Origin of the sequence: Bradyrhizobium sp. PUT101, assembly GCF_052043945.1 — a bacterium.
In the GTDB taxonomy this organism is placed as follows: Bacteria; Pseudomonadota; Alphaproteobacteria; order Rhizobiales; family Xanthobacteraceae; genus Bradyrhizobium.
Genome location: NZ_CP197207.1, coordinates 1978328 through 2002011 on the forward strand (window position 1 = coordinate 1978328; position 23684 = coordinate 2002011).

General features: G+C 61.5%; 13 protein-coding genes and 1 pseudogene. 8 read left to right on the forward strand and 6 right to left on the reverse strand.

What is annotated here, in order from left to right:
* Positions 1-73: 73 nt before the first annotated feature.
* From ACSHT2_RS09700 to ACSHT2_RS09720, 5 genes are all read right to left on the reverse strand, one after another.
* Positions 74-1198 carry an ABC transporter permease gene (locus tag ACSHT2_RS09700; RefSeq protein WP_440641362.1) on the reverse strand — a complete coding sequence of 375 codons (1125 nt, stop codon included), beginning with the start codon at positions 1196-1198 and terminating at the stop codon, positions 74-76.
* 1 nt (position 1199) lies between these two features.
* The gene (gene rbbA, locus ACSHT2_RS09705) at positions 1200-3941 is read right to left on the reverse strand and encodes a ribosome-associated ATPase/putative transporter RbbA (protein WP_440641363.1); all 2742 of its coding nucleotides are present in this window, start codon (positions 3939-3941) and stop codon (positions 1200-1202) included.
* 2 nt (positions 3942-3943) lie between these two features.
* On the reverse strand, positions 3944-4969 hold the full coding sequence (locus tag ACSHT2_RS09710; RefSeq protein WP_440641364.1) for an HlyD family secretion protein: 1026 nt from the start codon (positions 4967-4969) through the stop codon (positions 3944-3946).
* Positions 4970-6157: 1188 nt separating this feature from the next.
* Positions 6158-7354: an ATP-binding protein gene (locus tag ACSHT2_RS09715; RefSeq protein ID WP_440641365.1), complete on the reverse strand. Its 1197-nt coding sequence runs from the start codon at positions 7352-7354 to the stop codon at positions 6158-6160.
* Positions 7355-7509: 155 nt separating this feature from the next.
* Positions 7510-8229: a response regulator gene (locus tag ACSHT2_RS09720; protein WP_440641366.1), complete on the reverse strand. Its 720-nt coding sequence runs from the start codon at positions 8227-8229 to the stop codon at positions 7510-7512.
* Positions 8230-8655: 426 nt separating this feature from the next.
* On the opposite strand from ACSHT2_RS09720, the gene ACSHT2_RS09725 reads away from it, so the two are divergent.
* The 5 genes from ACSHT2_RS09725 to ACSHT2_RS09745 all read left to right on the forward strand — a co-directional run bounded on the left by ACSHT2_RS09725 (position 8656) and on the right by ACSHT2_RS09745 (position 18446).
* Entirely contained in the window at positions 8656-9717 is a 1062-nt protein-coding gene (locus tag ACSHT2_RS09725; RefSeq protein WP_440641367.1) for an MdtA/MuxA family multidrug efflux RND transporter periplasmic adaptor subunit, read from the forward strand.
* Positions 9714-12821 carry a multidrug efflux RND transporter permease subunit gene (locus ACSHT2_RS09730; RefSeq protein ID WP_440641368.1) on the forward strand — a complete coding sequence of 1036 codons (3108 nt, stop codon included), beginning with the start codon at positions 9714-9716 and terminating at the stop codon, positions 12819-12821. Before ACSHT2_RS09725 ends, ACSHT2_RS09730 begins: the two co-directional genes overlap by 4 nt.
* Positions 12818-16102: an efflux RND transporter permease subunit gene (locus ACSHT2_RS09735; protein WP_440641369.1), complete on the forward strand. Its 3285-nt coding sequence runs from the start codon at positions 12818-12820 to the stop codon at positions 16100-16102. The genes ACSHT2_RS09730 and ACSHT2_RS09735 overlap by 4 nt, the downstream gene beginning before the upstream one ends.
* The gene (locus ACSHT2_RS09740) at positions 16099-17505 is read left to right on the forward strand and encodes an efflux transporter outer membrane subunit (RefSeq protein ID WP_440641370.1); all 1407 of its coding nucleotides are present in this window, start codon (positions 16099-16101) and stop codon (positions 17503-17505) included. The genes ACSHT2_RS09735 and ACSHT2_RS09740 overlap by 4 nt, the downstream gene beginning before the upstream one ends.
* A gap of 314 nt (positions 17506-17819) precedes the next feature.
* The gene (locus tag ACSHT2_RS09745) at positions 17820-18446 is read left to right on the forward strand and encodes a sterol desaturase family protein (protein ID WP_440641371.1); all 627 of its coding nucleotides are present in this window, start codon (positions 17820-17822) and stop codon (positions 18444-18446) included.
* A gap of 245 nt (positions 18447-18691) precedes the next feature.
* On the opposite strand, the gene ACSHT2_RS09750 is transcribed toward ACSHT2_RS09745, so the two are convergent.
* Positions 18692-18949, reverse strand: a complete 258-nt coding sequence (locus ACSHT2_RS09750; protein WP_440641372.1) for a hypothetical protein — start codon at positions 18947-18949, stop codon at positions 18692-18694.
* Between the two features lie 518 nt (positions 18950-19467).
* On the opposite strand from ACSHT2_RS09750, the gene ACSHT2_RS09755 reads away from it, so the two are divergent.
* The 3 genes and pseudogenes from ACSHT2_RS09755 to ACSHT2_RS09765 all read left to right on the forward strand — a co-directional run bounded on the left by ACSHT2_RS09755 (position 19468) and on the right by ACSHT2_RS09765 (position 23355).
* The gene (locus ACSHT2_RS09755) at positions 19468-20883 is read left to right on the forward strand and encodes a TolC family outer membrane protein (RefSeq protein WP_440641373.1); all 1416 of its coding nucleotides are present in this window, start codon (positions 19468-19470) and stop codon (positions 20881-20883) included.
* Between the two features lie 83 nt (positions 20884-20966).
* Complete coding sequence (locus tag ACSHT2_RS09760; RefSeq protein WP_440641374.1) at positions 20967-21371, forward strand: helix-turn-helix transcriptional regulator; 405 nt, start codon at positions 20967-20969, stop codon at positions 21369-21371.
* Positions 21372-22007: 636 nt separating this feature from the next.
* Positions 22008-23355 (forward strand): annotated as a pseudogene (locus tag ACSHT2_RS09765) (tyrosine-type recombinase/integrase).
* Positions 23356-23684 lie beyond the last annotated feature (329 nt).

The following is a 23684-nucleotide window of genomic DNA, read 5'->3' on the forward strand; positions in this document are numbered from 1 at the left end:
AACTGGGGGATTGATCCTGAAGCGATCTGGCTCGTTAAGTGATATCAATTGATCCGGGAGAATCGACCAAGCTCTAACGCACTACTGCAATCGAACGTCGGAACAAGCTCAGGCTTGCGGCGAGAAACGTCACTCCCATCACCAAGACTGTCATGAACTCTTTCCAAACAATGTCGAGACCTGCGCCTCGATAGACGATCGCCTGCATGAAGCTTACATAGTGGCGTGACGGGAAAAACCACGTCACGAACTGGACCCACTGCGGCTGGCTCTCGATCGGCGACATGCCGCCCGAGAGCATCATCATCGGCATCACGGCCATAATCATCAGAAGGGCGAACTGGGCCATGGTGCGGGCGAGCGTGCCGAGGAAGATGCCGATCGCCGCCGCGGCGAAGACGTAGATGACGGTGCCGAGCAGCAGCAACTCGCGCGAGCCGGCAATGGGAACGTCGAGGAGGCCCTCGATCACGAACAAAAGCGAGCAAATGAAGCCGACAATGATCACCAGCCCGTTCGACCACACCTTGGCGAGGGCAATCTCGAAGGCCGTCAACGGCATCACCAGAAGGTGTTCGATCGTGCCGTGCTCCCGCTCGCGCAACAGCGCCGCGCCAGTCAGGATGATGATCAGCATCGACAGTTGATCGGCAAGGCCGACGATCGCCCGGAACCAGGATTGCGTGCCGTTCGGATTGAAGGCACGGCGGACGACGAGATCGGAGGAGAGCCCGGTCGTTTGTTCCGCCTGCTGTCGGTAGTACTTGACCTGGTTGGTCACCATGTTCTGGATATAGGCCGCGCCCAAGGACGCCTGCTGGACCGCGGTGGCATCGACGTTAACCTGAACTTCGACATCGCGCCCCTTGCGTACATCGGCTTCAAAGCGCGGCGGAATGACGACGACGAGGGTATAGAGACCTTCGTCCATGCCGCTATCGATATCGGCGGCGCCGATCGTTTTGACCTTCTGGAAGTAGGGAGGATAGAAAAGTCCGCCAATCGATCGCGAGAGGCTGGAATTGTCCTCGTCGACGATCGCCACGGAGGCGTTGTTGACGGTCTCGCCAGCTCCTGTCGACTGCGTATAGATGCTGAAGCCGAAGGAATAGATGATGAAGAGGATCATCATCAGGTCCTTCGCGAGCGTGCGGAGCTCCTTGGTGCCGAGCCAGAATATGTTGGAAAGGCTCGACACGTTATTTCTCTTGTTTGCGCAGGAGGAGCGCGGACAGCGCCAGGAAGGCCGGACAAAACAGGGTCAACGCCAGTAGATCGGTCGCCATGTCGCCGAAGCCAAGCCCCTTGGTGAACGCACCGACACTCATATGCATGTAGTAGCTCGTCGGCCACAGATACCCCATGAGGCGCGCGCTGCCCTCCAATGTCGAGACAGGCTGCATCATGCCAGAGAACTGCATGGTCGGCAGCATCGAAAGCACCGCTCCGGCGAACACCGCCGCGACCTGACTCGATGTGAAGGTCGAGATGAAAAGCCCGTAGCCGGTGGCTGCCGCCACATAGAGAAACGCGCCGACAGCCAGCGTGAGACCATCGCCCTTGAGCGGGACTTTGAAGAGGAACAGCACGGTCGCGGTCATGATGAGGAAGTTGATCATGCCGACGCCGATATAGGGCAGTTGCTTGCCGATCAGGAACTCCAGCCGCGTCGTGGGCGTGACGTAGAAGTTGGTGATCGTGCCGATCTCCTTTTCACGGGCGACGCTGACAGCCATCAGAATGGCGAGGAACATCATGAGTAGCATCGCCGGCACGGCCGGGCCGATCGCGTAGATACTCTCAGCCGTCGGGTTGTAACGGTAGCGGACCAGGATGCTGGTGGTCGGGTCGGAGCTCGCCACGGTGCTGGATTCGCGACTTCTCTGTTCGGAAAAAAGATTATGCGCCGACTGGACATAGCCCTCGATGGTGGCGGCGCGCGAGGTGTTAGCGCCGTCGATCCAGGCCGATATCTGCCAATCCGAGCCGCGCTTGACCAAGCGGCCGAAGCCCGGCGGAATCTCGACGGCCAGCGCAATGTCGTTTGACTTCAGGCGCTGTTCCATTTCATCGAGGCTGCGGATCGGCGCTTTTTCAGTGAAGTACAGCGAACTCGAGAAATTGGCGAGATAGGCCCGGCTCTCCGGCGTGGCGTCGTGGTCAAACGCGGCGTAGGTGAGATTGGTCACGTCGCTGGAGACGCCGAAGCCGAAGATCAGAAGCATGATGAAGGAGCCGACGAATGCGAAGGCAAGCCGCACCGGATCGCGCATCAGCGACAGCGTCTCGCACTTGGCATAGGCGAAGGCGCGCCGCACCGGCATCAGGGTCGCGCTGCCGGGCGACGCAGTCTCCGCATCGTGCAAGGTCATCGGCGGGGCCTCGGCCGCGGTGGGCGCAGGCGAAGACGCCTCGGCGTCTTCGATATAGGCGATGAACGCCGCTTCGAGATTGGCGCTGCCCTTGGTGGCGATGACGTTCTGCGGCGTGTCGCAGATCAGGACGCGGCCCGCATGCATCAATGAGATGCGGTCGCAGCGCATCGCCTCGGTCATGAAATGTGTGGAGACGAAGATCGTGACATTGCGGCTTCGCGACAGATTGCCGAGCAGGCGCCAGAACTCGTCGCGGGCCTGCGGATCGACGCCCGATGTGGGCTCGTCCAGGATCAGCAGCTCGGGATCGTGCACGATCGCCACGGCCAGAGAAAGGCGTTGCCGCACGCCGAGCGGCAGCGAATTGGCCTCGGTGTCGGCATAGTCAACAAGACCGACATCGACCAGAAGCTTGGCGATACGGTCGCTCATCCGGTCTGCGGCCAGATGGAAAAGGCGGGCATGAAGCAGCAGGTTCTGCCGCACGGTGAGCTCGCCGTAGAGCGAAAACGATTGCGACATGAAGCCGACCCGCCGGCGGATCGACAGGTCGTTGGCATCGACCGGGCTTCCGCACACCTCGGCCTCGCCCTCGCTCGGCGCCAGCAATCCGGTCAGCATCTTCATGGTCGTGGTCTTGCCGCTGCCGTTCGAGCCGAGGAAGCCGAAGATTTCGCCGCGTTCGATGGCGAAGCTGACGCGATCGACCGCGGTGAAATCGCCGAAACGGCATGTCAAATTCTTCGCGACGATGACCGGAGCTTCCGTACTCGGCTTGCGTGGCGGAATGACGAGGCGTTGAGACGCCGATTTTTGTCCCGGCTGCAGGGCGACGAAGACAGCTTCGAGGTCCTGTTCGCCGGTCTTCGCGCGCAGCTCATCCGCCGTGCCGGAGGCGAGCACTCGTGCGCGATCCATCGCGACGAGCCAATCGCAATAATTTGCCTCATCCATATAGGCGGTGGAGACCAAGACGCTCATCGTCGGTCGCTCGCGCCTCAACTCGCCAATGAGGTTCCAGAACTGCCGGCGCGACAGCGGATCGACCCCGGTCGTCGGCTCGTCGAGGATGAGAAGATCGGGGTCGTGAATGAGCGCGCAGCACAGACCGAGCTTCTGCTTCATGCCGCCCGACAGCTTTCCGGCAGGCCGATCGAGAAACGGGAGCAGGCCTGTCGCGGCCGTCAGGCGCCGCGTGCGCGTATCACACTCTGACGCGGATAGACCGAAGAGACTTCCAAAGAAGGTCAGGTTCTCGCGGACGCTGATCTCCTGATAGAGGTTTTTGCCGAGGCCTTGCGGCATATAGGCTATGCGCGTGCAGACCGAGCGGCGATGCCGTGCCTCCGCCATGTTGCCGCCCAGGACCGCGACCGATCCTGTCTGCAGCTTTCGGGCTCCTGCGATCAGGCCGAGAAGCGTGGACTTTCCGGCGCCATCAGGGCCGATGACGCCCGCCATTCGGCTGCTCGGCAGTTCGAGCGACACATTGTCGAGCGCTCGAATCTTACCATAGCTATGCGTAGCGCTGGAGACTTCGGCGATCAGTGGTGCGGAAGCCGCCATCGTCAATCCCCCGCGTCAAGAGGATCGTTCTGGATGCGCTTTTGCAGGAAGTCCGGCCAATTGGGCGGGTTCGGATCGAGGCGCACATAGCCGGTGCCACGGGTGCCCGTTTTCACCTGGTCGAGGTGACGTTCGAGGAGGCTCGGCGGCATCCGCAGCTTGACCCGGAACATCAGCTTGTCGCGCTCGCTGCGCGTTTCGACCTGCTTGGGCGTGAACTGGGCCTCTGGAGATACGAAGCTCACTTTGGCCGGAACGGCGAAATCGGCACCGTCGAACTGAATTCGTGCCTGCGACCCGATCGGTATCCGCATGACCTGCTCGGAGGGAAGATAGATCTCCATGTAGATCTCCGACAGGTTGACGATCGTCAGGACCTTGCCGCCGGCCGAAACGACTTCGCCGGGATTGGCGAGGCGATAAAGAACGCGGCCTCGCACTGGCGCGACGAGGATGGCATCAGCGATCTGGGCGTCGATCTGATCAACGAGGGCTTTTGCGGCCGCAATCGACATCTCGCGCGCCGTCACGGTCTTCTGCGCAGCCTCAAGGACAGCGCGCGCAGAATCGTGTTCACTCTGCGCCTCATCGCGGGCCTGTTGGCTGACCGCCCCGGTCCCAACGAGCGTAAGCGCTCTGCGAAGGCTTGTTTGTTTAAGGGTCAGCTCCGCCTGCCGTTGAGCGACAGTCGCCTTCGCCTCGAGCATCGAGGCTTCCTCAGAAGCCACGTCCGCGGCATATTTGGCGCGTTGCGCCTGCAACTCCGTGGTATCGATGCGGGCGAGCACTTGGCCCACCATGACGAGATCGCCTTCCTGGGCGAGCACCTCCCGGACGCGTCCGGCCGACTTCGCGGCGATGTCGACCTGGTTGGATTCGATGCGCCCGTTCCCCGACACAAGCCCTTCGGGGAGCTTGCCCTGCTGGCTCTGCCGCCAATACCAGACGCCGCCAGCGCCAGCTGCGACGAGCAAAATGAATATCAATAGAGCAGCTTTATTGAGGCCAAGCATCTTCACAGCGGTCACTTCTTTTCTCAGACGAAGGACCTTAGTTGTACAATCGGCGATACTTTCTGATCTAGCTCAATGCCCAATCCGCTTCCGTGATCGCTCGGCCCCCGCTCGAATGGCGTACGCCAGAACAAAAGCGCTGTCGTCTCCGGCGTGCGAGTGCATAGTTCGGGCAAGCCGATTGGCATGCCGATGAGCAGGCGCCGCTCATCAGAAGTAATGTGAAACAATTCAATTGAGCTGCGCGGGAACGACTCCGCAGCACGAGTAGCCTGCCATGCCGAAGATCGGAGTAATGGTCGGGCTGAAAGGAGTTGGAGCTTCCACTGTCGCCGCAGCACCGAACCGCGCCCTCTGGTCCCGTCAGTTGGTCGCCTCCGCGGAATCTCGACCGCAGGCACGAGCCGTCGGCCGATACTCGCTGGAAAGCCGGCGGCTCACTTCCCGCGGCTGATCTACTGAGCGCAGACTGCGATCGAAATGTCGTGGCATGGAACACGAATGCGACCTTGGGACGGTCGACACTTCGAGCAACATTTCTATATCTCTGGAAATCCTAAGTTGATGGACGGTCTATGAACCGTCACTAGACTGGGGAAGCCTCTCGTGTACAGAAGGACTGTTGGTAGTGCATCGCCACATTGCCCTTGCCGCTTTTGCTACCTTGTTTGCTGGACCACTCGCCGCTTCAGAGCCATTTGCGATAAGTTTTTCGTTCAAAGGCACTACAGGCTGCAAGACGCTATTTCCCAACCCTGAAATCAGGCTCCAAAATCTTCCGGCGGGCGGATCCCGCGTTCTTATTCGCCTGCGTGGAGACAAAGGCTGGGAGTTAGGCGGACAGGAAATTACACTCCCCGCTTCCGGAACTGTGCCTGCGGGTGCAATCCATACGTTTGCGCCATGCAACCCTGGACTGTTTGCATATCAAGTCATCGTAAAGTCCGCCACGGGCGCAACAATTGGTGAAGCGGAAGCCTCAAGGTTATTTCCAGATCAATAGCTCATTGACGAGACGGATTGGCCCCGCTGGAGCTGCTCGACGTCAGAGAACTCGGGCAAGGCCTGCAATTCCAGACCTGCGTGCTTCACGATGCTGAGCGAGCGGTTGAGGAGCATACGGCGTGAGTTCTTGTATTCCGTTTAATCCTTCCTCCGATAAGCCGCAGCGCGCGTAGGCCGTCTTAAGAACTTCAGCGGGGCTCACTTCGGGCATATTTGCTCGAATGGCGAGACAGGTTCTTCGCTTTCGATACGGAAGGTCACTCGCACAACGAGGCCAGTCGGCTGCCTTTGGATCAGCTCCAAGGTTCCGCCATGCGCCTCGACGATCTCCTTCACGATGGAGAGGCCGAGACCGACGCTCCCGGGCCTGCCAGACCGAGCAGGGTCGAGGCGAACGAAGGGCTCAAGAACGTCCTTGAGCTTGTCTTTCGGAATACCGGGACCGTCGTCGGCGACATCGATCTCGATGCGGTCGCCTTTGGTTGAAGCCGTGATAACTACGGACGAGCCGAAGTTGATGCCATTCTCCACGAGATTGGTCAGCGCGCGAGTGATCGCGTTAGGCCGGCAGAAGAACCGAATCTGCTCAGGTCCTTCATAGCTGATGGCCGCGCCACGCTCCTCGAATTCGTCGCAGACGGTCGACAGCAGCGCCCCGAGATCGAGCCATTCGCGTTGCTCCTGATCCGATCCTCCGCTCAGGAATGCGAGCGCCGAGGATACCATCGCCTGCATGAGCCGGACATCCCTGAGCAACTTTCCGCGTGCGATATCCGTCGAGCTGGTGTCGAGCTGCAGGCGCATGCGGGTGAGCGGCGTGCGCAGGTCGTGGCTGATGGCGGCCAACATGCGGGTACGGCCCTGGAGCGAGCGCGTGACGCGTTCCTGCATCAGGTTGAAGGCGCGCGCCACACGCCGAATCTCCAGCGGGCCTTCCTCTTCGATCGGCGAGATCGCAATGCTGCGGCCAAAGGCGTCAGCCTGCTCCGACAGGCGCCGCAAAGGCCAGATCACGCGCCAGACGGCCCACGCGGACATGGCAGCAAGGGCGACACAGAGGAACAGCAGCGCGCCGACAAACTGAAAGGTGAGAACCGGCGGATCAGGCGTGGTCCTGCCGGTGCGAATGTCGAGCGTCTGATCGCGCAGTCGGATGACGGCCTGGATCCGCCGCTGCGGCTCGCCCGAAGCGCATGAGCGGACCGTGACGTTCGCCGCATCCTTGCCAAGCTGAGCCCGCAGCACGGACTCGAGATCACGGGCGTCGGTCGTCAGCGTTTCGCAGAGCGCCGGCGCCTGCGTCAATCGAATCGACAGGTCGGGACGCTGCGCCTCGGCAATGACAAGGGAGCGCCCGCTCTCAGGCAATGTCCGCAAGGCATCGACGAGGTTCACGATGCGATAAGCCGGCGGCCAAGGCCAGGGTGGCTGCCGCGACACGATCGGGTTCAGCTCCCACAGCAACGCCAGGAACAGCGCGAAGGTGACTGCCGAGGAGGTGGCGATGATCGCGAGAATCTGTCCGAGCGTCGTGGAAAAGAACCGACGCATCACTCGCCCACGACCTCGGGATGGAAGGCATATCCATCGGCCCGGACGGTGCGTATCGGGTCGGCAAGCGGATCGTCGCCGGCGAGCTTGCGACGCAGACGACTGACGAGGAGATCGATCGATCGCGTGGAGATGGCGAACCCCTCGCCGCGCGTCAGCTTGATCAGTTCCTCCCGCGAGAGGACCTTGCGCGCATTCTGGCAGAACACGAGCAGCAGGTCAGTCTCGGCGCCCGTCAGCGGTATCCGCACGCCTGCCGGCGAGCGCAGAAAACGCCGGTGCGGATGGAACGCGAAGCCCGAGAAACGCAGCACCGGTTCCGCACCGGGCCGCCGCGGCTCCTCGTCGGCGATCGGCCCGCGTCGCAGCACGGCGCGAATGCGAGCCAGCAGTTCGCCGAGATCGAAGGGTTTCGAGACATAATCATCGGCCCCGAGCTCGAGACCGGCGACCTTGTCGGTCGGCTCGGACAGAGCGGTGACCATGATGATGCGCGGCCCGCCCGCCGCTCGCAACCGCCGGCAGAGGGTAAGACCGTCCTCCCCGGGAAGCATGACGTCGAGCAGGACGAGATCGACATCATCATGCGCGAGAACCTCGTCGGCTGCTTCCGCCCTCTCGGCGACGGAGATCGTGAACCCGTTGCCGCGCAGAAAGCCCGCGAGCGGTTCGGAGATGTCCGGATCGTCCTCGACGATGAGGATATGGGCTTGAGTCAAGGCTTCCTCGGCTTGGCGGTCAATCTAACTCATTTCAACTCATTGCTCGGCTAACGCTCATGCGACTCTGCTCAGGCGTCAGCGGTTGTTCATATTCAATTTGAACTAGAGAGAAGTCTCCGGGCAGGCAATACCATCGAACTTGTCAATTCTGACACAATATATGGATGCACATACGCTTCAATTAGTTAGTTGATCCCGCACCGCCATTCGGTTTGATGGTTCCGGACGCTGTCTCTCAGCCAGCATCCTGCCAGCGTCAATGAGCGGTTATTTTCCATGGATACACGTGTCGAGCCTCCGTTGAAACCGGATGCTCCGCTTCGCGCCGAACGAACACAGGGCCGGCGTGTCTGGCCTTGGCTCCTGCTGCTCGTTGTCGCTATCGCCGGGATCATCGTCTGGCGCCAGCCCTGGAAGTCGGCGATGAGCGGTCCGCCAGGCGGGTTCTCGTCGCAATCCGCGCAGTCCGTGGCAGTTGCCGCGGCGGCGAAAGGCGACATCCCAGTCAGGCTCACTTCTCTTGGCACAGTGACGTCGCTGGCCACGGTGACGGTCAAATCGCAGATCAGCGGCTATCTGACGGAAATTCACTTTCGCGAAGGGCAGATGGTGAAGAAGGGTGACGTTCTCGTCCAGGTCGACCCGCGCCCCTATGAGGCGCTGCTGGCGCAATATCAAGGCACGCTCGACAAAGACCAAGCCCTGCTCGACAACGCGCGCCTCGACCTCGAGCGCTACCAGCGGCTGATCAAGCAGGATTCGACGTCCAAGATGACCGTCGACACCCAGGCCGCGACGGTCCGTCAGTACGAGGGCACGGTCCGGGCCGACAAGGCGCAGGTCGACACCCAGAAACTCAACCTCGAATATTGCCGCATCGTCTCGCCGGTCGACGGCCGGGCTGGGCTGAGGCAGGTCGACGTGGGCAACTATGTCACCGCCTCCGATACCGACGGCATCGTCGTCGTCACGCAGATCGAACCGATCTCGGTGGTGTTCACGCTGCCCGAAACCAGCCTGCGGCAACTGACGAAGCGGCTGCGGACCGGAGCGAAGATCAGCGTCGCCGCCTATGACCAGGCCAACATCGAGAAGCTCGCCGACGGTACGCTCGACGCGGTCGACAACCAGATCAGCACCACCACCGGCACTGTCAAACTGCGGGCAGCGTTCGACAATGCGGATGGGACACTGTTCCCGAACCAGTTCGTCAACGTCACGGTGCTGATCGATACGCTGCACGACGCCATCACCGTGCCGGCGGCAGCGGTGCAGAGCGGCACGCCGGGCACCTTCGTTTATCTTGCGAATGCCGACAACACGGCGTCGCTGCGCAAGGTCACGACCGGCCCCTCGGCCGATGGCCGCATCGCCGTGCTGTCCGGCCTTTCCGAAGGCGACAAGGTGGTGGTGGACGGCGCCGATCGCCTGAGCGACGGAGCGAAGATTGGCATTCCTGCCGCCGCGACGCCGGCGGCGAAATGAACCCCTCAAGCCTCTTCATCCGGCGACCGGTGGCGACGACGCTGCTGATGGTGGCGCTGTTCACGGTCGGCGTCATCGCCTGGCGCTACCTGCCACTGTCGGCCCTGCCGAGCGTGGAATATGCCACCATCCAGGTGCAGACCTTCTATCCGGGCGCGAGCCCGGACGTGATGACCTCCGCCGTCACCGCACCACTCGAGAAGCAGCTCGGGCAGATGGCGGGGCTCAAGCAGATGTCCTCGCGCTCGTCGGGTGGCGCTTCGGTGATCACGCTTCAGTTCGAGCTCTCCGTCACGCTGGACGTGGCCGAGCAGGAGGTTCAAGCCGCCATCAACGCGGCCAATTCTCTCTTGCCCGACGATCTCCCGGCACCGCCGGTCTACGCCAAGGTCAACCCGGCCGACACGGCCATCCTCACCCTGGCAATGACGTCACCGACGCTGCCGCTCACCGACGTCCGTACGCTCGCCGACACACGCCTCGCGCAGAAGATCTCGCAGCTCTCTGGCGTCGGGCTGGTGACGTTGAGCGGCGGCCACAAGCCGGCGATCCGGGTGCGCGCCAACATCCGCAAGATGGCGGCCTACGGCCTGAACATCGACGATCTGCGCACGACGCTCGACAACATCAACGTCAATACGCCGAAGGGCACGCTCGACGGCCCGCACCGGTCGTACACGATCGACGCCAACGACCAGATCGAGAATCCGGCCGACTATCTCGACACGGTGATTGCCTACAAGAACAGCCGGCCGGTCCGGCTATCCGACGTGGCGGATGTGGTCCGCGACGCGGAGGACACCCAGCTCAGCGCCTGGATGAACACGACGCCGGCGATCATCCTGAGCGTTCAGCGTCAGCCCGGCGCAAATGTCATAAAGGTCGTGGATGGCATCAAGAAGATGCTGCCGGAGTGGACGGCGGACCTGCCGTCCTCGGTCACCGTCAGCGTGCTGACCGACCGCACGACCACGATCCGCGCCTCGGTCGAGGACGTTCAGTTCGAGCTGGCGCTGGCCGTCGGCCTGGTGGTGATGGTGATATTCCTGTTCCTCCGCAATCTGCGCGCCACGATCATCCCGAGCCTGTCGGTGCCGCTATCGCTGGTCGGCACCTTCGCGGTCATGTATCTGTGGGATTTCAGCCTCGACAACCTGTCGCTGATGGCCTTGACCATCGCCGCGGGCTTCGTCGTGGACGACGCCATCGTCGTCATCGAGAACATCAACCGGCACATCGAGGCGGGCCTGAGTCCGCTCGAAGCCGCGCTGAAGGGCTCGCGCGAGATCGCTTTCACGATCATCTCGCTGACCGTCTCGCTGCTCGCGGTTCTCATTCCGCTGCTCTTCATGGGTGACGTGATCGGGCGGCTGTTCTACGAGTTTGCCGTGACGCTCGCCGCGGCCATCGTGCTGTCGGCGATCGTTTCGCTGACGCTGGTGCCGATGATGTGCGCGCGGCTGCTGCGCAGCGAACACAGTGAGCCTTCAACTCCGGCCCGGCGCGGATGGTTCGATCGCCTGCTCGGCGGATATGACCGGGTGCTCACCGTCGCGCTGGATCATCAATGGGTCACGCTGGCGGTTGCCGGCGCCACCATCGGCGTCACCGCCTGGCTCTATCTCGTGGTGCCCAAGGGCTTCTTCCCGGTTCAGGACACGGGCGTCATCCAGGGCATCACGCAGGCAAACCAGTCGATCTCGTTTGCGGACATGAGCGCGCGACAGGTAGCGCTGGCCGAGGCCGTGCTCAAGGACCGGGACGTCGTCAGCCTGTCCTCCTTCATCGGCGTCGACGGCACCAACACCACCCTCAACGTCGGCCGGATGCAGATCAACCTGCGCTCCAAGGACGAGCGCACCGCCACGGCGAGCCAGGTCATCCGCCGCCTGCAGCAGGAGGTCGCCGAGGTCACGGGCATCACGCTCTACATGCAGCCCGTCCAGGACCTGACGGTGGATACGGAGATCAGCGCGACCCAGTACCAGTTCATTCTGGACAATCCCTCGCTCGATCTGTTGAGCGTCTGGACGCCGAAGCTGGTTGCGGAGCTGCGCACGGCGCCGGAGCTCGCGGACGTGACCAGCGACCTCCAGGACAGCGGCCTGTCGGCGACGGTGACGGTCGACCGGGCGACGGCCGCGCGGTTCGGAATCACGCTCGCGACGATCGACAATGCGCTCTACGACAGTTTCGGCCAGCGCATCGTCAGCACGATCTTCACCCAGTCGAACCAGATGCGGGTCATCCTGGAAGCCGATCCGAAGCTGAACCAGGGCTTGGCATCGCTCGATTCGATTTACCTGCCGTCCTCGACCGGCACCGGCCAGGTGCCGCTCTCGGCCATTGCGCGAGTCGTGGTCGGCCGCAAGCCGGTACAGATCGGGCATCTCGCCCAGTTCCCGGCGACCACGATCTCTTTCAATCTCGCACAAGGCGCCTCGCTCGGCAGCGCCGTCGGCATCGTGAAGAAAGCGGAGCAGGCCATCGGCCTACCCGCCAGTTTCGGCACGAACTTCCAGGGCACGACGGCCGCGTTCCAGTCGTCGCTCTCGAATGAGCTCTATCTCGTGCTCGCGGCTGTCCTCGTCATGTATGTCGTTCTCGGCGTGCTGTACGAGAGCTTCATTCATCCGCTGACGATCCTGTCGACGCTCCCGTCCGCAGGCATCGGTGCGCTGCTGGCGATGGAGGTGACGGGCGCGGACCTCGACATCATCGGCGTCATCGCAATCATCCTCCTGATCGGCATCGTCAAGAAGAACGCGATCATGATGATCGACTTCGCCATCGTCGCCGAACGCGACGAAGGTCTGACGCCGCGCGATGCCATCCACAAGGCGTGCCTGATGCGCTTCCGGCCGATCCTGATGACGACGTTCGCGGCGCTGATCTCTGCGCTGCCGCTCGCCCTCGGCTCGGGCAGTGGCTCGGAGCTGCGCCAGCCGCTCGGCATCGCCATGATCGGCGGGCTCGCGGTCAGTCAGTTGCTGACCCTGTTCACCACGCCAGCCATCTATCTCGTGCTGGACTTCGCCGCCGGCTGGCTGCGCGAACGCGGCATCAGCTTCGGCAACGCCGAGCCGGAGGCGACCGCACCGTGAATATCAGCGCCCCCTTCATCCGTCGGCCGGTTGCCACGATCCTGCTGACGCTCGCCATCGCCCTCTCCGGCGCGGTGGCCTTCGGCCGGCTTCCGGTCGCGCCGCTGCCGGCCGTGGATTTCCCCACCATCCGCGTCCAGGCCCAGATGGCGGGCGCTAGTCCCGAGACCATGGCGAGCACGGTCGCCGCGCCGCTCGAACGCCGTCTCGGCCAGATTGCCGACGTCACCGAAATGACGTCGGAGAACAGCACCGGCTCGACGAGCGTCATCCTGCAATTCGGTCTCGATCGGAACATCGAAGGTGCAGCCCGCGACGTTCAGGCCGCCATCAATGCCGCGCGCGCCGACCTTCCGTCCGCCCTGAAGAGCAATCCGACCTACCGCAAGTTCAATCCCGCCGATGCGCCGGTGCTCATCCTGGCCCTGACCTCGAAGACGCTCACGCAGGGGCAGCTCTACGACAGCGCCGCCGCCGTGCTCCAGCAGCGGCTGCTTCAGGTTCAGGGGATCGGCAATGTCAATGTCGCTGGCAGCTCCCTGCCCGCCGTGAGGGTCGAGCTCAACCCCGGTCCCCTGTCGCAATATGGCATTGGCCTCGAAGACGTGCGCGCAGCGCTCTCCGCCGCCAACGCCAACAGCGCCAAGGGCGCGATCGAGGACGGCAGCCAGCGTTACCAGCTCTACGCCAACGACCAGGCCCTGAAGGCGGACGACTACCGCGATCTCGTCATCGCCTGGCGCGACAGCCGCCCGGTGTTCCTGCGCGACGTGGCCGAGGTGGTCGATTCCGTCGAGAGCCTGCGCAACGAGGGCTCGGTCAACGGGCGGCCCGCCGTGCTTCTCATGCTGTTCAAGCAGCCGGGCGGCAATATCGTCGACATCATCGATCGGGTGAAGAAGGTGCTGCCGCAATTGCAGGCCGCGCTGCCTGCCGACGTCCAATTGACGCTCTCTGGCGACCGGAGCAACACGATTCGCGCTTCCCTCGAGCACACCGAGCAGACGCTGGTGATCTCCGTGATCCTGGTCGTGCTCGTGGTTCTTCTCTTCCTGCGCAGCCTGCGCGCGACCCTGATTCCGGCCGTGACGGTGCCGGTCTCCATCCTCGGCACCTTCGGCGTCATGGCGCTGTGCGGCTACAGCCTCGACAATTTGTCGCTGATGGCGCTGACCATCGCCACGGGCTTCGTCGTCGACGACACCATCGTGGTCCTGGAGAATATCGCGCGCCATCGGGAGGCCGGGCTGTCGCGCCTCGAGGCGGCGCTGCGCGGCGCCCGCGAAGTCAGCTTCACCGTCGTCTCGATGAGCGTCTCGCTGGTCGCGGTCTTCCTTCCCATTTTGCTGCTCAGCGGCCTCGTCGGACGGCTGTTTCGCGAGTTCGCGATCGTGCTGTCGGTGGCGATCGGCATCTCTCTGGTGCTGGCCCTCACCACGACCCCGATGATGTGCGCACTCCTGCTGCGGGATACGGAGACCCGTCCACCGTCGCGTCTGGCCCGCATGGTCACCGGCGCGATCGACGGCCTGCACCATCTCTATGACATCTCGCTGCGGCGGGCGCTGGCGCATCCGCTCCTGGTCCTGCTCGTCGTCTTTGGCACGATGGCGGTCAACGTCGTGCTGTTCGCGATCGTCCCCAAGAGCCTGTTTCCGAACCAGGACGGCGGCCTGATGATGGGCGGCATCACGGCCGACCAGAGCATCTCCTTCCAGGCCATGAAGGCGAAGCTGGCCCAGGCCCAGGCCATCGTCGAGGCCGATCCCGCCGTCCAAACCGTGGTCGGCTTCACCGGCGGACGCAGCACGAACCAGGCGCAGGTCTTCGTCACCTTGAAGCCGCTGGAGGAGCGCAGCGCCTCGGCCTTCGAGGTCATGGCACGGCTACGCGCTAAACTCGCCGCGATCCCCGGCGCCCAATTGATGATGTTCCCGATGCAAGACCTCTTTATCGGCGGGCGCATGAGCTTTGCCCAATACCAATACACGCTGCAGGCGGACAGCATCGCCGATCTGCGGATCTGGTCCGAAAAGCTGACTGCGGCGCTGAAGCAGAGTGCGGTCCTCGCCGACGTGTCATCCGACCTGCAGATCGGCGGGCTTGCGAGCAGGGTCGTGATCGATCGCGCAACGGCGGCGCGGTACGGCCTCTCGCCCAACATCATCGACGCAACCCTCTACGACGCCTTCGGCGAGCGGCAGGTTTCCACCATCTACAAGGCGCAGAACCAATACCATGTCGTGATGGAGCTGGCGCCGCGCTATCTGGAAGATCCTGAGTCGCTCAAGTTGATCTATCTCAGCGCCTCCGGCGAATCGGCCAGTGGCACCTCCTCCACCAATGCCGTGTCCGGGACGGTGACGAGTGCGTCGTCCAGCAGCGCATCCTCGACGACATCCACGAGTTCGTCGGCCACGAACCAGGCCACCAATTCCATCGCGACGTCGAGCGGCGGCTCCGCCTCGAGCGGCGCGGCGGTCTCGACCAGCGCTAGCAGCATGATCCCGCTCACCGCCTTCGCCCGGCTGACTGACGCCACCATGCCGGTCCAGATCAACCATCAGGGCCAGGCCGCCGCGACCACGATCTCCTTTAACCTCGCTCCCGGCGCCAAGCTCGGCGACGCGACGGCGGCCATCGCGCAGTCGGTGCAGGCCATTCACATGCCCACCTCGATCCACGGTGGCCTCGCCGGCTCTGCCGGCACGGCGCAATCGGTCATTGCGACGATGCCGTTGCTGATCGGGGCAGCATTGCTCGCCGTCTACGCCGTGCTCGGCATTCTCTACGAGAGCTATGTTCACCCCGTGACCATCCTGTCGACGCTGCCTTCGGCGGGCGTCGGCGCCGTGCTGGCGCTGCTCCTCGCCAACACCGAATTCAGCGTGATCGCCCTGATCGGCGTCTTCCTACTGATCGGAATCGTCAAGAAGAACGCCATCATGATGGTCGATTTCGCGCTTGAGGCCGAGCGCGTCGACGGGCTGGCGCCAGCTGAGGCGATCCGGGAGGCCTGCTTGAAGCGGTTCCGCCCGATCCTGATGACGACCTGCGCGGCGTTGCTCGGCGCGGTGCCGCTGGTGCTCGATCACGGCATGGGCGCGGAGCTACGCCGCCCGCTCGGCATTTCCATCATCGGCGGCCTCATCGTCAGCCAATTGCTGACACTCTACACCACCCCCGTCGTCTATCTCTATCTCGATCGCTTCCGACATCGCGCGCTCAAAGTCTGGCGCCACGTATTCCCGGGACCGCCCATCACCGGAGTCGCACGATGAGCAGGTTGCGATCCGTCGGTGCGCTCTGTGCCATCTCCCTGCTGCTGCAAGCCTGCGTCGCCGTAGGCCCAGACTATCTCAGGCCCGATGTCACAACCCCGCCTGCCTTCAAGGAGGCCCCGAAGGGGTGGAAGATCGCCCAGCCCTCCAATGGCCTGGATCGTGGCGAGTGGTGGCGCGTCTACAAGGACCCCCTGCTCAATCGGCTGGTGCCGCAGGTCGCGATCAGCAATCAGAACCTCAAGGCCTATGAAGCTGCCTACCGCGAAGCCCTGGCCGTGGTGCGAGAGACACGCTCCTCGCTGTTTCCGACCGTGACGGCCAATCCGTCCATCACGCGCGCACGATCCTCGGGCGTCACCACGACCACCCAGACGGCCGAAGTCAGTGCGAGCTGGGACGTCGACCTCTGGGGCAAGGTCCGCCGCCAGATCGAAAGCGACCAGTCTGCCGCCGAAGCAAGCGCGGCAGAACTCGCCGATCTCACGCTGTCAGCACAGGCCGAGCTGGTGATCGACTACTTCGACCTGCGCTATCAGGATTCGCTCGAGCGCCTTCTGAACGACACGGTGGCAGCCTATGAGCGCACCCTCACGATCACGCAGAATCAATATGCCGCCGGCACCGCGGCGCGGTCCGACGTCATCACCGCGCAGACGCAGCTGGCCTCGACGCGCGCCTCCGCCATCGCTGCGGGCCAATCGCGCGCCCAGTATGAGCACGCCATCGCGCTCCTGATCGGCCGCGCGCCCGCGGAACTGACGATTCCAAAGGCAGCCCTGCCGCAGGCGACCCCCAACGTCCCCGCTACGGTGCCATCCACCCTGCTCGAACGTCGTCCCGACATCGCCGAAGCCGAACGCAAGATGCAGCAGCAGAATGCGCTGATCGGCGTTGCCGTCGCGGCCTTCTATCCGACGGTCAATCTATCGGCCGTCGCCGGATATTCCGGCGCGTCGCCACTCGTCTCGGCAACCAACCTGGTCTGGTCCCTCGCGGCAAGCGGCAGCCAGACGCTTATCGACGGCGGCAAACGCTCCGCCGCCGTCGACGCGGCCGGAGCAGCCTACGACCAGAGCGTTGCCAATTATCGCCACACCGTGCTTTCGGCCTTCAAGGACGTCGAGGACGAGCTGTCCAACCTGCGGATCTACCGGCGCCAGGCCGCTGCCCAAGCTGAAGCAGTCCGACTCGCGCGGCAGGCCGTCACGATTGCAATCAATGAATACCAGGCCGGGACGACGACCTACACGACCGTCGTGACCGCGCAGGCGACCGCGCTGACCAACGAAGAGACCGCTCTCGGAATCCAGCAGAACCGGCTTGTCGCCAGCGCCAACCTGATCAAGGCGCTCGGCGGCGGCTGGAGCGCGTCGCAACTGCAAACTGCTGACTCCAAATAACCGGCTTTTCTTCTTCGTCGGGGATGACGGTGAACTCGGGCGACAGCGACTATTGATCGCGGCAGTCGTCGCAATGCCGTCATCGGCCCGCAAACGAAGATCGAAAGCCTTGTTCGGATCTCCCAAGCCGCTGCAATGCCTGGTGCAAGTACTGCAATCCGCCGTTCACAATTCGCTAGAACGAGTTACACAACGGCCACCGGCGCACCGAATTGCCGAACTAATCGGGGAAGCGAGACGCTCCCGCAAGGAGCCGACGTCATCGTGACCGACGCGAATATGCAGCGACGGTCCAATAGGGAAGCGGATACAAGATGAGCCAAAGCAGGATCGCGTACTACGCAGACCTCTTCGTCTATCCGATTGTCGTAGTGGGTTTCTTAGTGCTTGACGTTGAAACGAGCCGCTTCACCCTGCATGCAAGGTGGTGGTGCACGTTTTTGCTTGGAGCTGTGCTCTGGACGCTGGTTGAATATTTGCTGCATCGATTCGTCTATCATGACATGCCGATCGTGAAAGAACTCCACGCAATGCACCACGCGCGGCCGATCGACTTTGTCGGTTCACCGCTGTGGACGAGCCTCCTCGGGTTCTCTGCGGTGCTTCTGATCCTCTCGCACTTCTGGACGTTCCAGATGGCGAGTGGTGCGACGTGCGGCCTCATTGTTGGATACATTTGGTATCTTGTGATCCATGACGCCGTGCACCGTTGGCGTGTGGACGGGAGTTCCTGGATCCGCCCTCTGAGGCTTCGCCATCTTCGTCATCATCGCAGTCCCACGCCCGGAAACTTTGGAGTAACCACAGGTCTCTGGGACTTCGTATTTGCCACAACGATTACACCGCCGATACGTGACCACCGACCCGGTGCGCGCAATTTGCCTGTTGGCCAGGACGTGGCCTCCGTCAGTAGCGGCGGGCCCCATACTACCAAAACATGATCCGCCCGTTCGAAGCCGGACTCCTGGGCGGAGCCTCGACTTTATCGCCAGAGGGTTGTTCACATTTTGATAGAAAAGCGAGCAACTGCCGGTCTCATCAGGCTAAAAGCGAGCTGATGAAACCGATATTTGTCACAGACTTTCGATCCAATAGCCAGAGCTTGCGTATCGGGCCTTGTTGCCATGCTCGCTAGCCAAACAGACTGAGCATCGTCGCGATCATCACCGAGTTTGCGAGGTGTCGCTCACGCATCCTTCGCGTCCGCCACCAGCTCTTGTGCGAAGTCGTTCAGCCTCGTGCCGACGCGCAGCCTAAGCTCGAAGAAGGTCGCCTCGCTCACTTCAATGGAGCATTGATGGACACTATTGTGGCCGTGAGACCACCCCGAGGCATAGTCCGCGTCGTCGGGAAACAGTGGTATCCGGTATTCTTCTCCGTGGCAGTAACCGAGTTGCCATCGAACGCTTTCGGGCGAAAGCCCGTGCCCACTCGTGACGAACATCCTAAGAGCTCCAAGGACTGATCTCTCTTCTCCGTGCAAGCTCAGGAGAAGCATAAGATTGGCGCTGCTTTGCGGCAGTAGAATTCATTTCGGTTACCAACACCGATCGCCAGAGGGATTTGTATCGCCACGTGCACCATTGAGAGTGGCCTCCATACACGACAATCGAGACGAGACCTCGGAGCATGCGTTATCCCAAGCGCTCGCAATCGAAGGCAGGCGCGGCGTCAAGCGGGCTTGTTGCACGGATATGCGCGACGAGCTGCAGTGGGTTGGCGCAGCATGTGGTGCCACGCCCACGGATACCGCCGCCGCACAGGCTTGCAGAACGAAATCAAATTAGATCACGAGCAACATCCCCGACGCATTGACGGCGCAGATAATCGATATGCTTTCCGAAGCAAGTAACGACTGCACGCGGCACGGAATGTGACCCGATGCCGGCGTCGCTACTCGCTAGCCTCGCAGCGCTCCGAAAGGCTTGCGGGGCAGTTGGCCAATCGATTGTGACTTTGCCGATGACGCAATTGGGATTACTCGTTCGGTCGCTAACGGTCTTAGGCGTCATTCTGGGAGCAGGATCTGCTTTCTCATCCGCCGAGACCATGGAGGATGCGCTGGCACGGGCCTATCAGAATAGCCCCAAGCTCAACGCGCAGCGTGCTCAAGTCCGATCGATCGATGAGAATGTGCCTCAGGCCTTGTCGGGCTATCGCCCAAAGGTGACACTCACCGGCAGCGCCGGTTATCGATACTTGGATACCCTGTCCAAGAGCAGCGGTAGCGCAACAACCTGGGTCCAGACTGACTACCGTGACGTCCCACGAAGCGCGGCGCTTACCGTCTCGCAACCTATATTTAATGGTAATCAGACGGCAAATAAAGCACGCGCCGCCGAGACGCAGGTTCTTGCTGCGCGCGAAGTGCTAAGATCGCTCGAACAGAGCGTCCTTCTATCCGCCGTGACAGCGTATATGGACTACCTTCGAGACCTTGCGTCTCTTGACGTTCAGAAATCCAACGTGCGGGTTCTCGAACAGACCGCAACGCAGGCACATGATCGGTTTCTGCTCGGAGAAGTCACATACACCGATGTCGCCCAATCCGAGGCGCAACTCGCTGCTGGTAGGTCGCAGGAACGGTCCGCGGAATCGCAGCTGGCAACGTCAAAAGCCAACTTCCGGCGCGATATCGGCGACGATCCAGTTAAGCCCGCGCCTGGTTCGCCCGTGGACCGATTTCTGCCCGGAAGCTTGAGCGCGGCGACGGAGATTGCGCTCGTTGAAAGCCCTGACATCGTCGGTGCAATCCATGACATTGATACCAATCATCTTCAGGTCAGGATCAACGAGGGTGCACTTCTCCCGACGGTCGCTCTGCAAGCGTCTGTCCAAAATTCGTACGAGTCGTACGAACAATTGACGAGAACATACCGATCGTTCGGAGCAGCCGCGGCCGTGCAAGCCTCCGTTCCCATCTATCAAGGGGGGGCTGAGCACGCGCTCATTCGGCAATCCAAGGAACTCCTCGCCGAACAGCAGCTTGCGCTTGAGAGGGTGCGCGACGGGGTTCGAACGACTGTTGCTCAGCGTTGGGGGCAACTCGGTGCGACAAAGGCCCAGGTGCAGTCGGCCCAAGCCCAGGTGTCGGCCTCAGAGATCGCGTTGAACGGTGTTCGCAACGAAGCCAGGGCTGGGCAACGCACAACCCTTGACTTTCTCAACGCGCAGTTCGCGTTGGTCAACGCGCGCATCTCGCTGGTCAAGGCACAGCATGACCGGGTGATCGCATCCTACAACGTTCTCAGCGCAATCGGACGCCTATCGCCGCGAGTCCTCGGTCTAAGAACGGCCATCTATGACCCGAGCGCCCATTACCTCCAGGTGCGCAACAAATGGTTCGGGACTAAAGCATCTGGCGCGCTGAACCCATGATGATGAGCTCGTGTAAGACGCCACGCTGCGGTTGAGCGCACAATGCAAGCATCCGGGCCAGGCTGCGTCTTCGTGAGTCGCCTTTGCATAGCCGCCGCAGCAGTGATGCCTCTACAGGCGCTTTCGGACTTCAGGTCGCACTATTGCGAGACACCATTCGTCGGCAACGCAAAGTCGCGATCAGCTACGAAGACGCCCACGGCTCGTTATCGGATCGCACCATCTGGCCGATCGCTATCGTCTATTTCGACGAAGTGCGTGTATTGGCGGCCTGGTGCGAACACAGATCAGCCTTCCGCCACTTCCGCGTCGATCGTTTGCACCTGAGGACGATTTTGGACGAGCGCTACCCCGGGGCGACGGCCGAGAAAAATATCTGGAATACCTGCAAATGGCTACGCCGATCCTGGTCCGGCAAGTCGGCCAGTTCCTCGAACTCCCTCAGGAATTTGACCGCCGAGCTCATCGCCCAAATCGTACGGCTGTGACCGACCCAGCCGCTCGGAAAGGCCACCTCGCGACCGAACCATGGATCGAGTGTGAACAACCCTCGCAGCTTTGCGAAACAGCCTTGTGTCTCTCTGCCTCGTGAGACCATTCGGGTTTGAAATGCGTCAGGCGGTTGCGAAGCAGTCCAAGCATCTTCACGGCCTGGAACGAAGTTACGCCGCGATCAAGCTTGTCCTTACCCCGAAGCGCCAGAATAAGATCGAGTTTTTCGAACACGTTCCTCTTCTCGACCTCTGATTTGAGCAGGTCGCGCCCCGCAATAAACTGAGGCGGGAAGATTTTTTCCGCATCGTTGCACGGCATGGGACAGATTTTGCCGCATAGCCTGTCGCACGGCGGCCAAAAGAACGAAACGAGGCCTGCCTACCTAAGCGACTGTAATGTCGGGGGATTTAATGGTGGGCGCACCGAACCTGGGACCCGCTGATTAAGAGTTCAAAGCCGGCGCCTCTCTGCGATTTCTGAATCTGCGCCACACTACGATGAAGTCGAGAAAGGTCTTTTATTTTTAGAGACTTGTCGCATAGCTTCGCAGCCCAGCGAACCCTGACCTTCAAACAACTCAGTTCGCCAAAACCGTTTGAAAGCCGTTTTAGCAGTTCACGTCGCCCCTCATGACCGACATTCGCATTGCTCTAAGCGATAAGGCGATCGCTCAGCTGCCGACTCCTGAAGATGGCTGGTATTTGGCTCGGGACACCGAGTTGAAAGGCTTCTTCGTGGTTGTCGGGAAGCGAAAAAGGACCTTCACTGTTCAAGGTGATCTTAGACAGCGAGGAAAGCGGGCCTCCTCCATCAGAGTATCGATTGGTGACGCCAGCGAGTTGACGACCAGGGCAGCCCGCGCGATTGCCAAGGAATATCTTGCGCAGATCAGCAAGGGACAGCACCCGAAAGCGAGGGAGAACGGAAACTCCGAACAAGCCGCGACCGATGGGAATGGTGCTGTAGGAGCCCCTACCCTGGAGCACGCTTGGCAACGCTACCTGGAAGCCCACTTGATCCGAAAAGGCCGTAGCGAGAAAACGATCAGCGGGTATCGTGATCACGTTGAACGTCTCTTTGAAGACCCCTTTGCTGGATCTCGCGAATGATCCCGCTCGCGTCGCCAAAAAGCATGATCAGCTTACTAAGGAGAACGGTCCCTACATCGCGAATGGCAGCATGCGGACGCTGCGGGCCATCTACAATCACGCGCGGAAGACCAATCGATCGCTGCCGCGTGACAACCCCGCAGATGCTGTCGATTGGAATCAGGAAGAGCGCAGGAATACTGGTATGGGGACCGGCGATTTGAAAGGATGGTTTCTCGAACTGGCCAATCTAGAGAACCCAATCCGGCGCGAATTCCATCTTTTGGCATTGCTGTGTGGATCTAGACCCACCGCCTTGCAGCAGGCCAGACCCGAACACATAAATTTTCGACGGCGTACGCTCCACATCCCAAAGCCCAAAGGAGGCAGTAAGCGAGCGTTCGACATCCCGCTATCTCGGCAAATGATCCTGTGCCTCATTCGGCTGCTTCGTTTCGGCCGGCAAATGCAGCCGTCTCAGGCGCAAAAGTGGTTGTTCCCCGCTGAGAGCGCCTTAGGACGCTTAGCGGAAACAAAGGAGGATCGAGAGGTCTTGTCAAAATGGGGCAATGACCTTCGTCAAACATTTCGGACGATTGCCACCGCTGCCGGCGTTTCCGAATTCGATGCTAAGCTCCTCATGAACCATTCTATCCCTGGCGTGAACGCGGGCTATGTCACTCGGCACAAGCTGGTTGAAGACCACCTGCGCAGCCAACAGCAAGCTATCAGTACCGTTGTGTTTTCCTCACTTGGTGACTCGCTAAAGGAACATAAAGCTCTGATCAATTGGCTCGGTCCCGGCGCTAGCCGAAGAGCCGTGACCCAAGTCCGATTGGAGCCAAACACTCTGGGTGAGGAGCAAGAACGAGTTCAGCAGGCAGCATGACTTCCAGCTGGCCGCCTGAGGAGTGCGGCAGTGTAACTCGGGAGACTGTTCTGGACGGTGTGCCGAGAGTTAGGCAGCGGTTTCCAAACGCACCCCAAGGACCCGCGCCTACCGGCCTTCTGTAGGTAACAAACTCAAGGGCTTAAGCGTCCTTTTGAGCAAAACGGATCGAACCTCCGAATGGCGGAATCAAAATCCGCCTGATTATATAGTGATTTCAAGGCGTATTTGGAAAGAATGGTCGAAACACACTCCAGTAATTTCAGTAAGTTGGTACTGTTTCCAAATGAAAATAGGGCAGCCAGCGATCGATCGAGCAACGCAGCTGC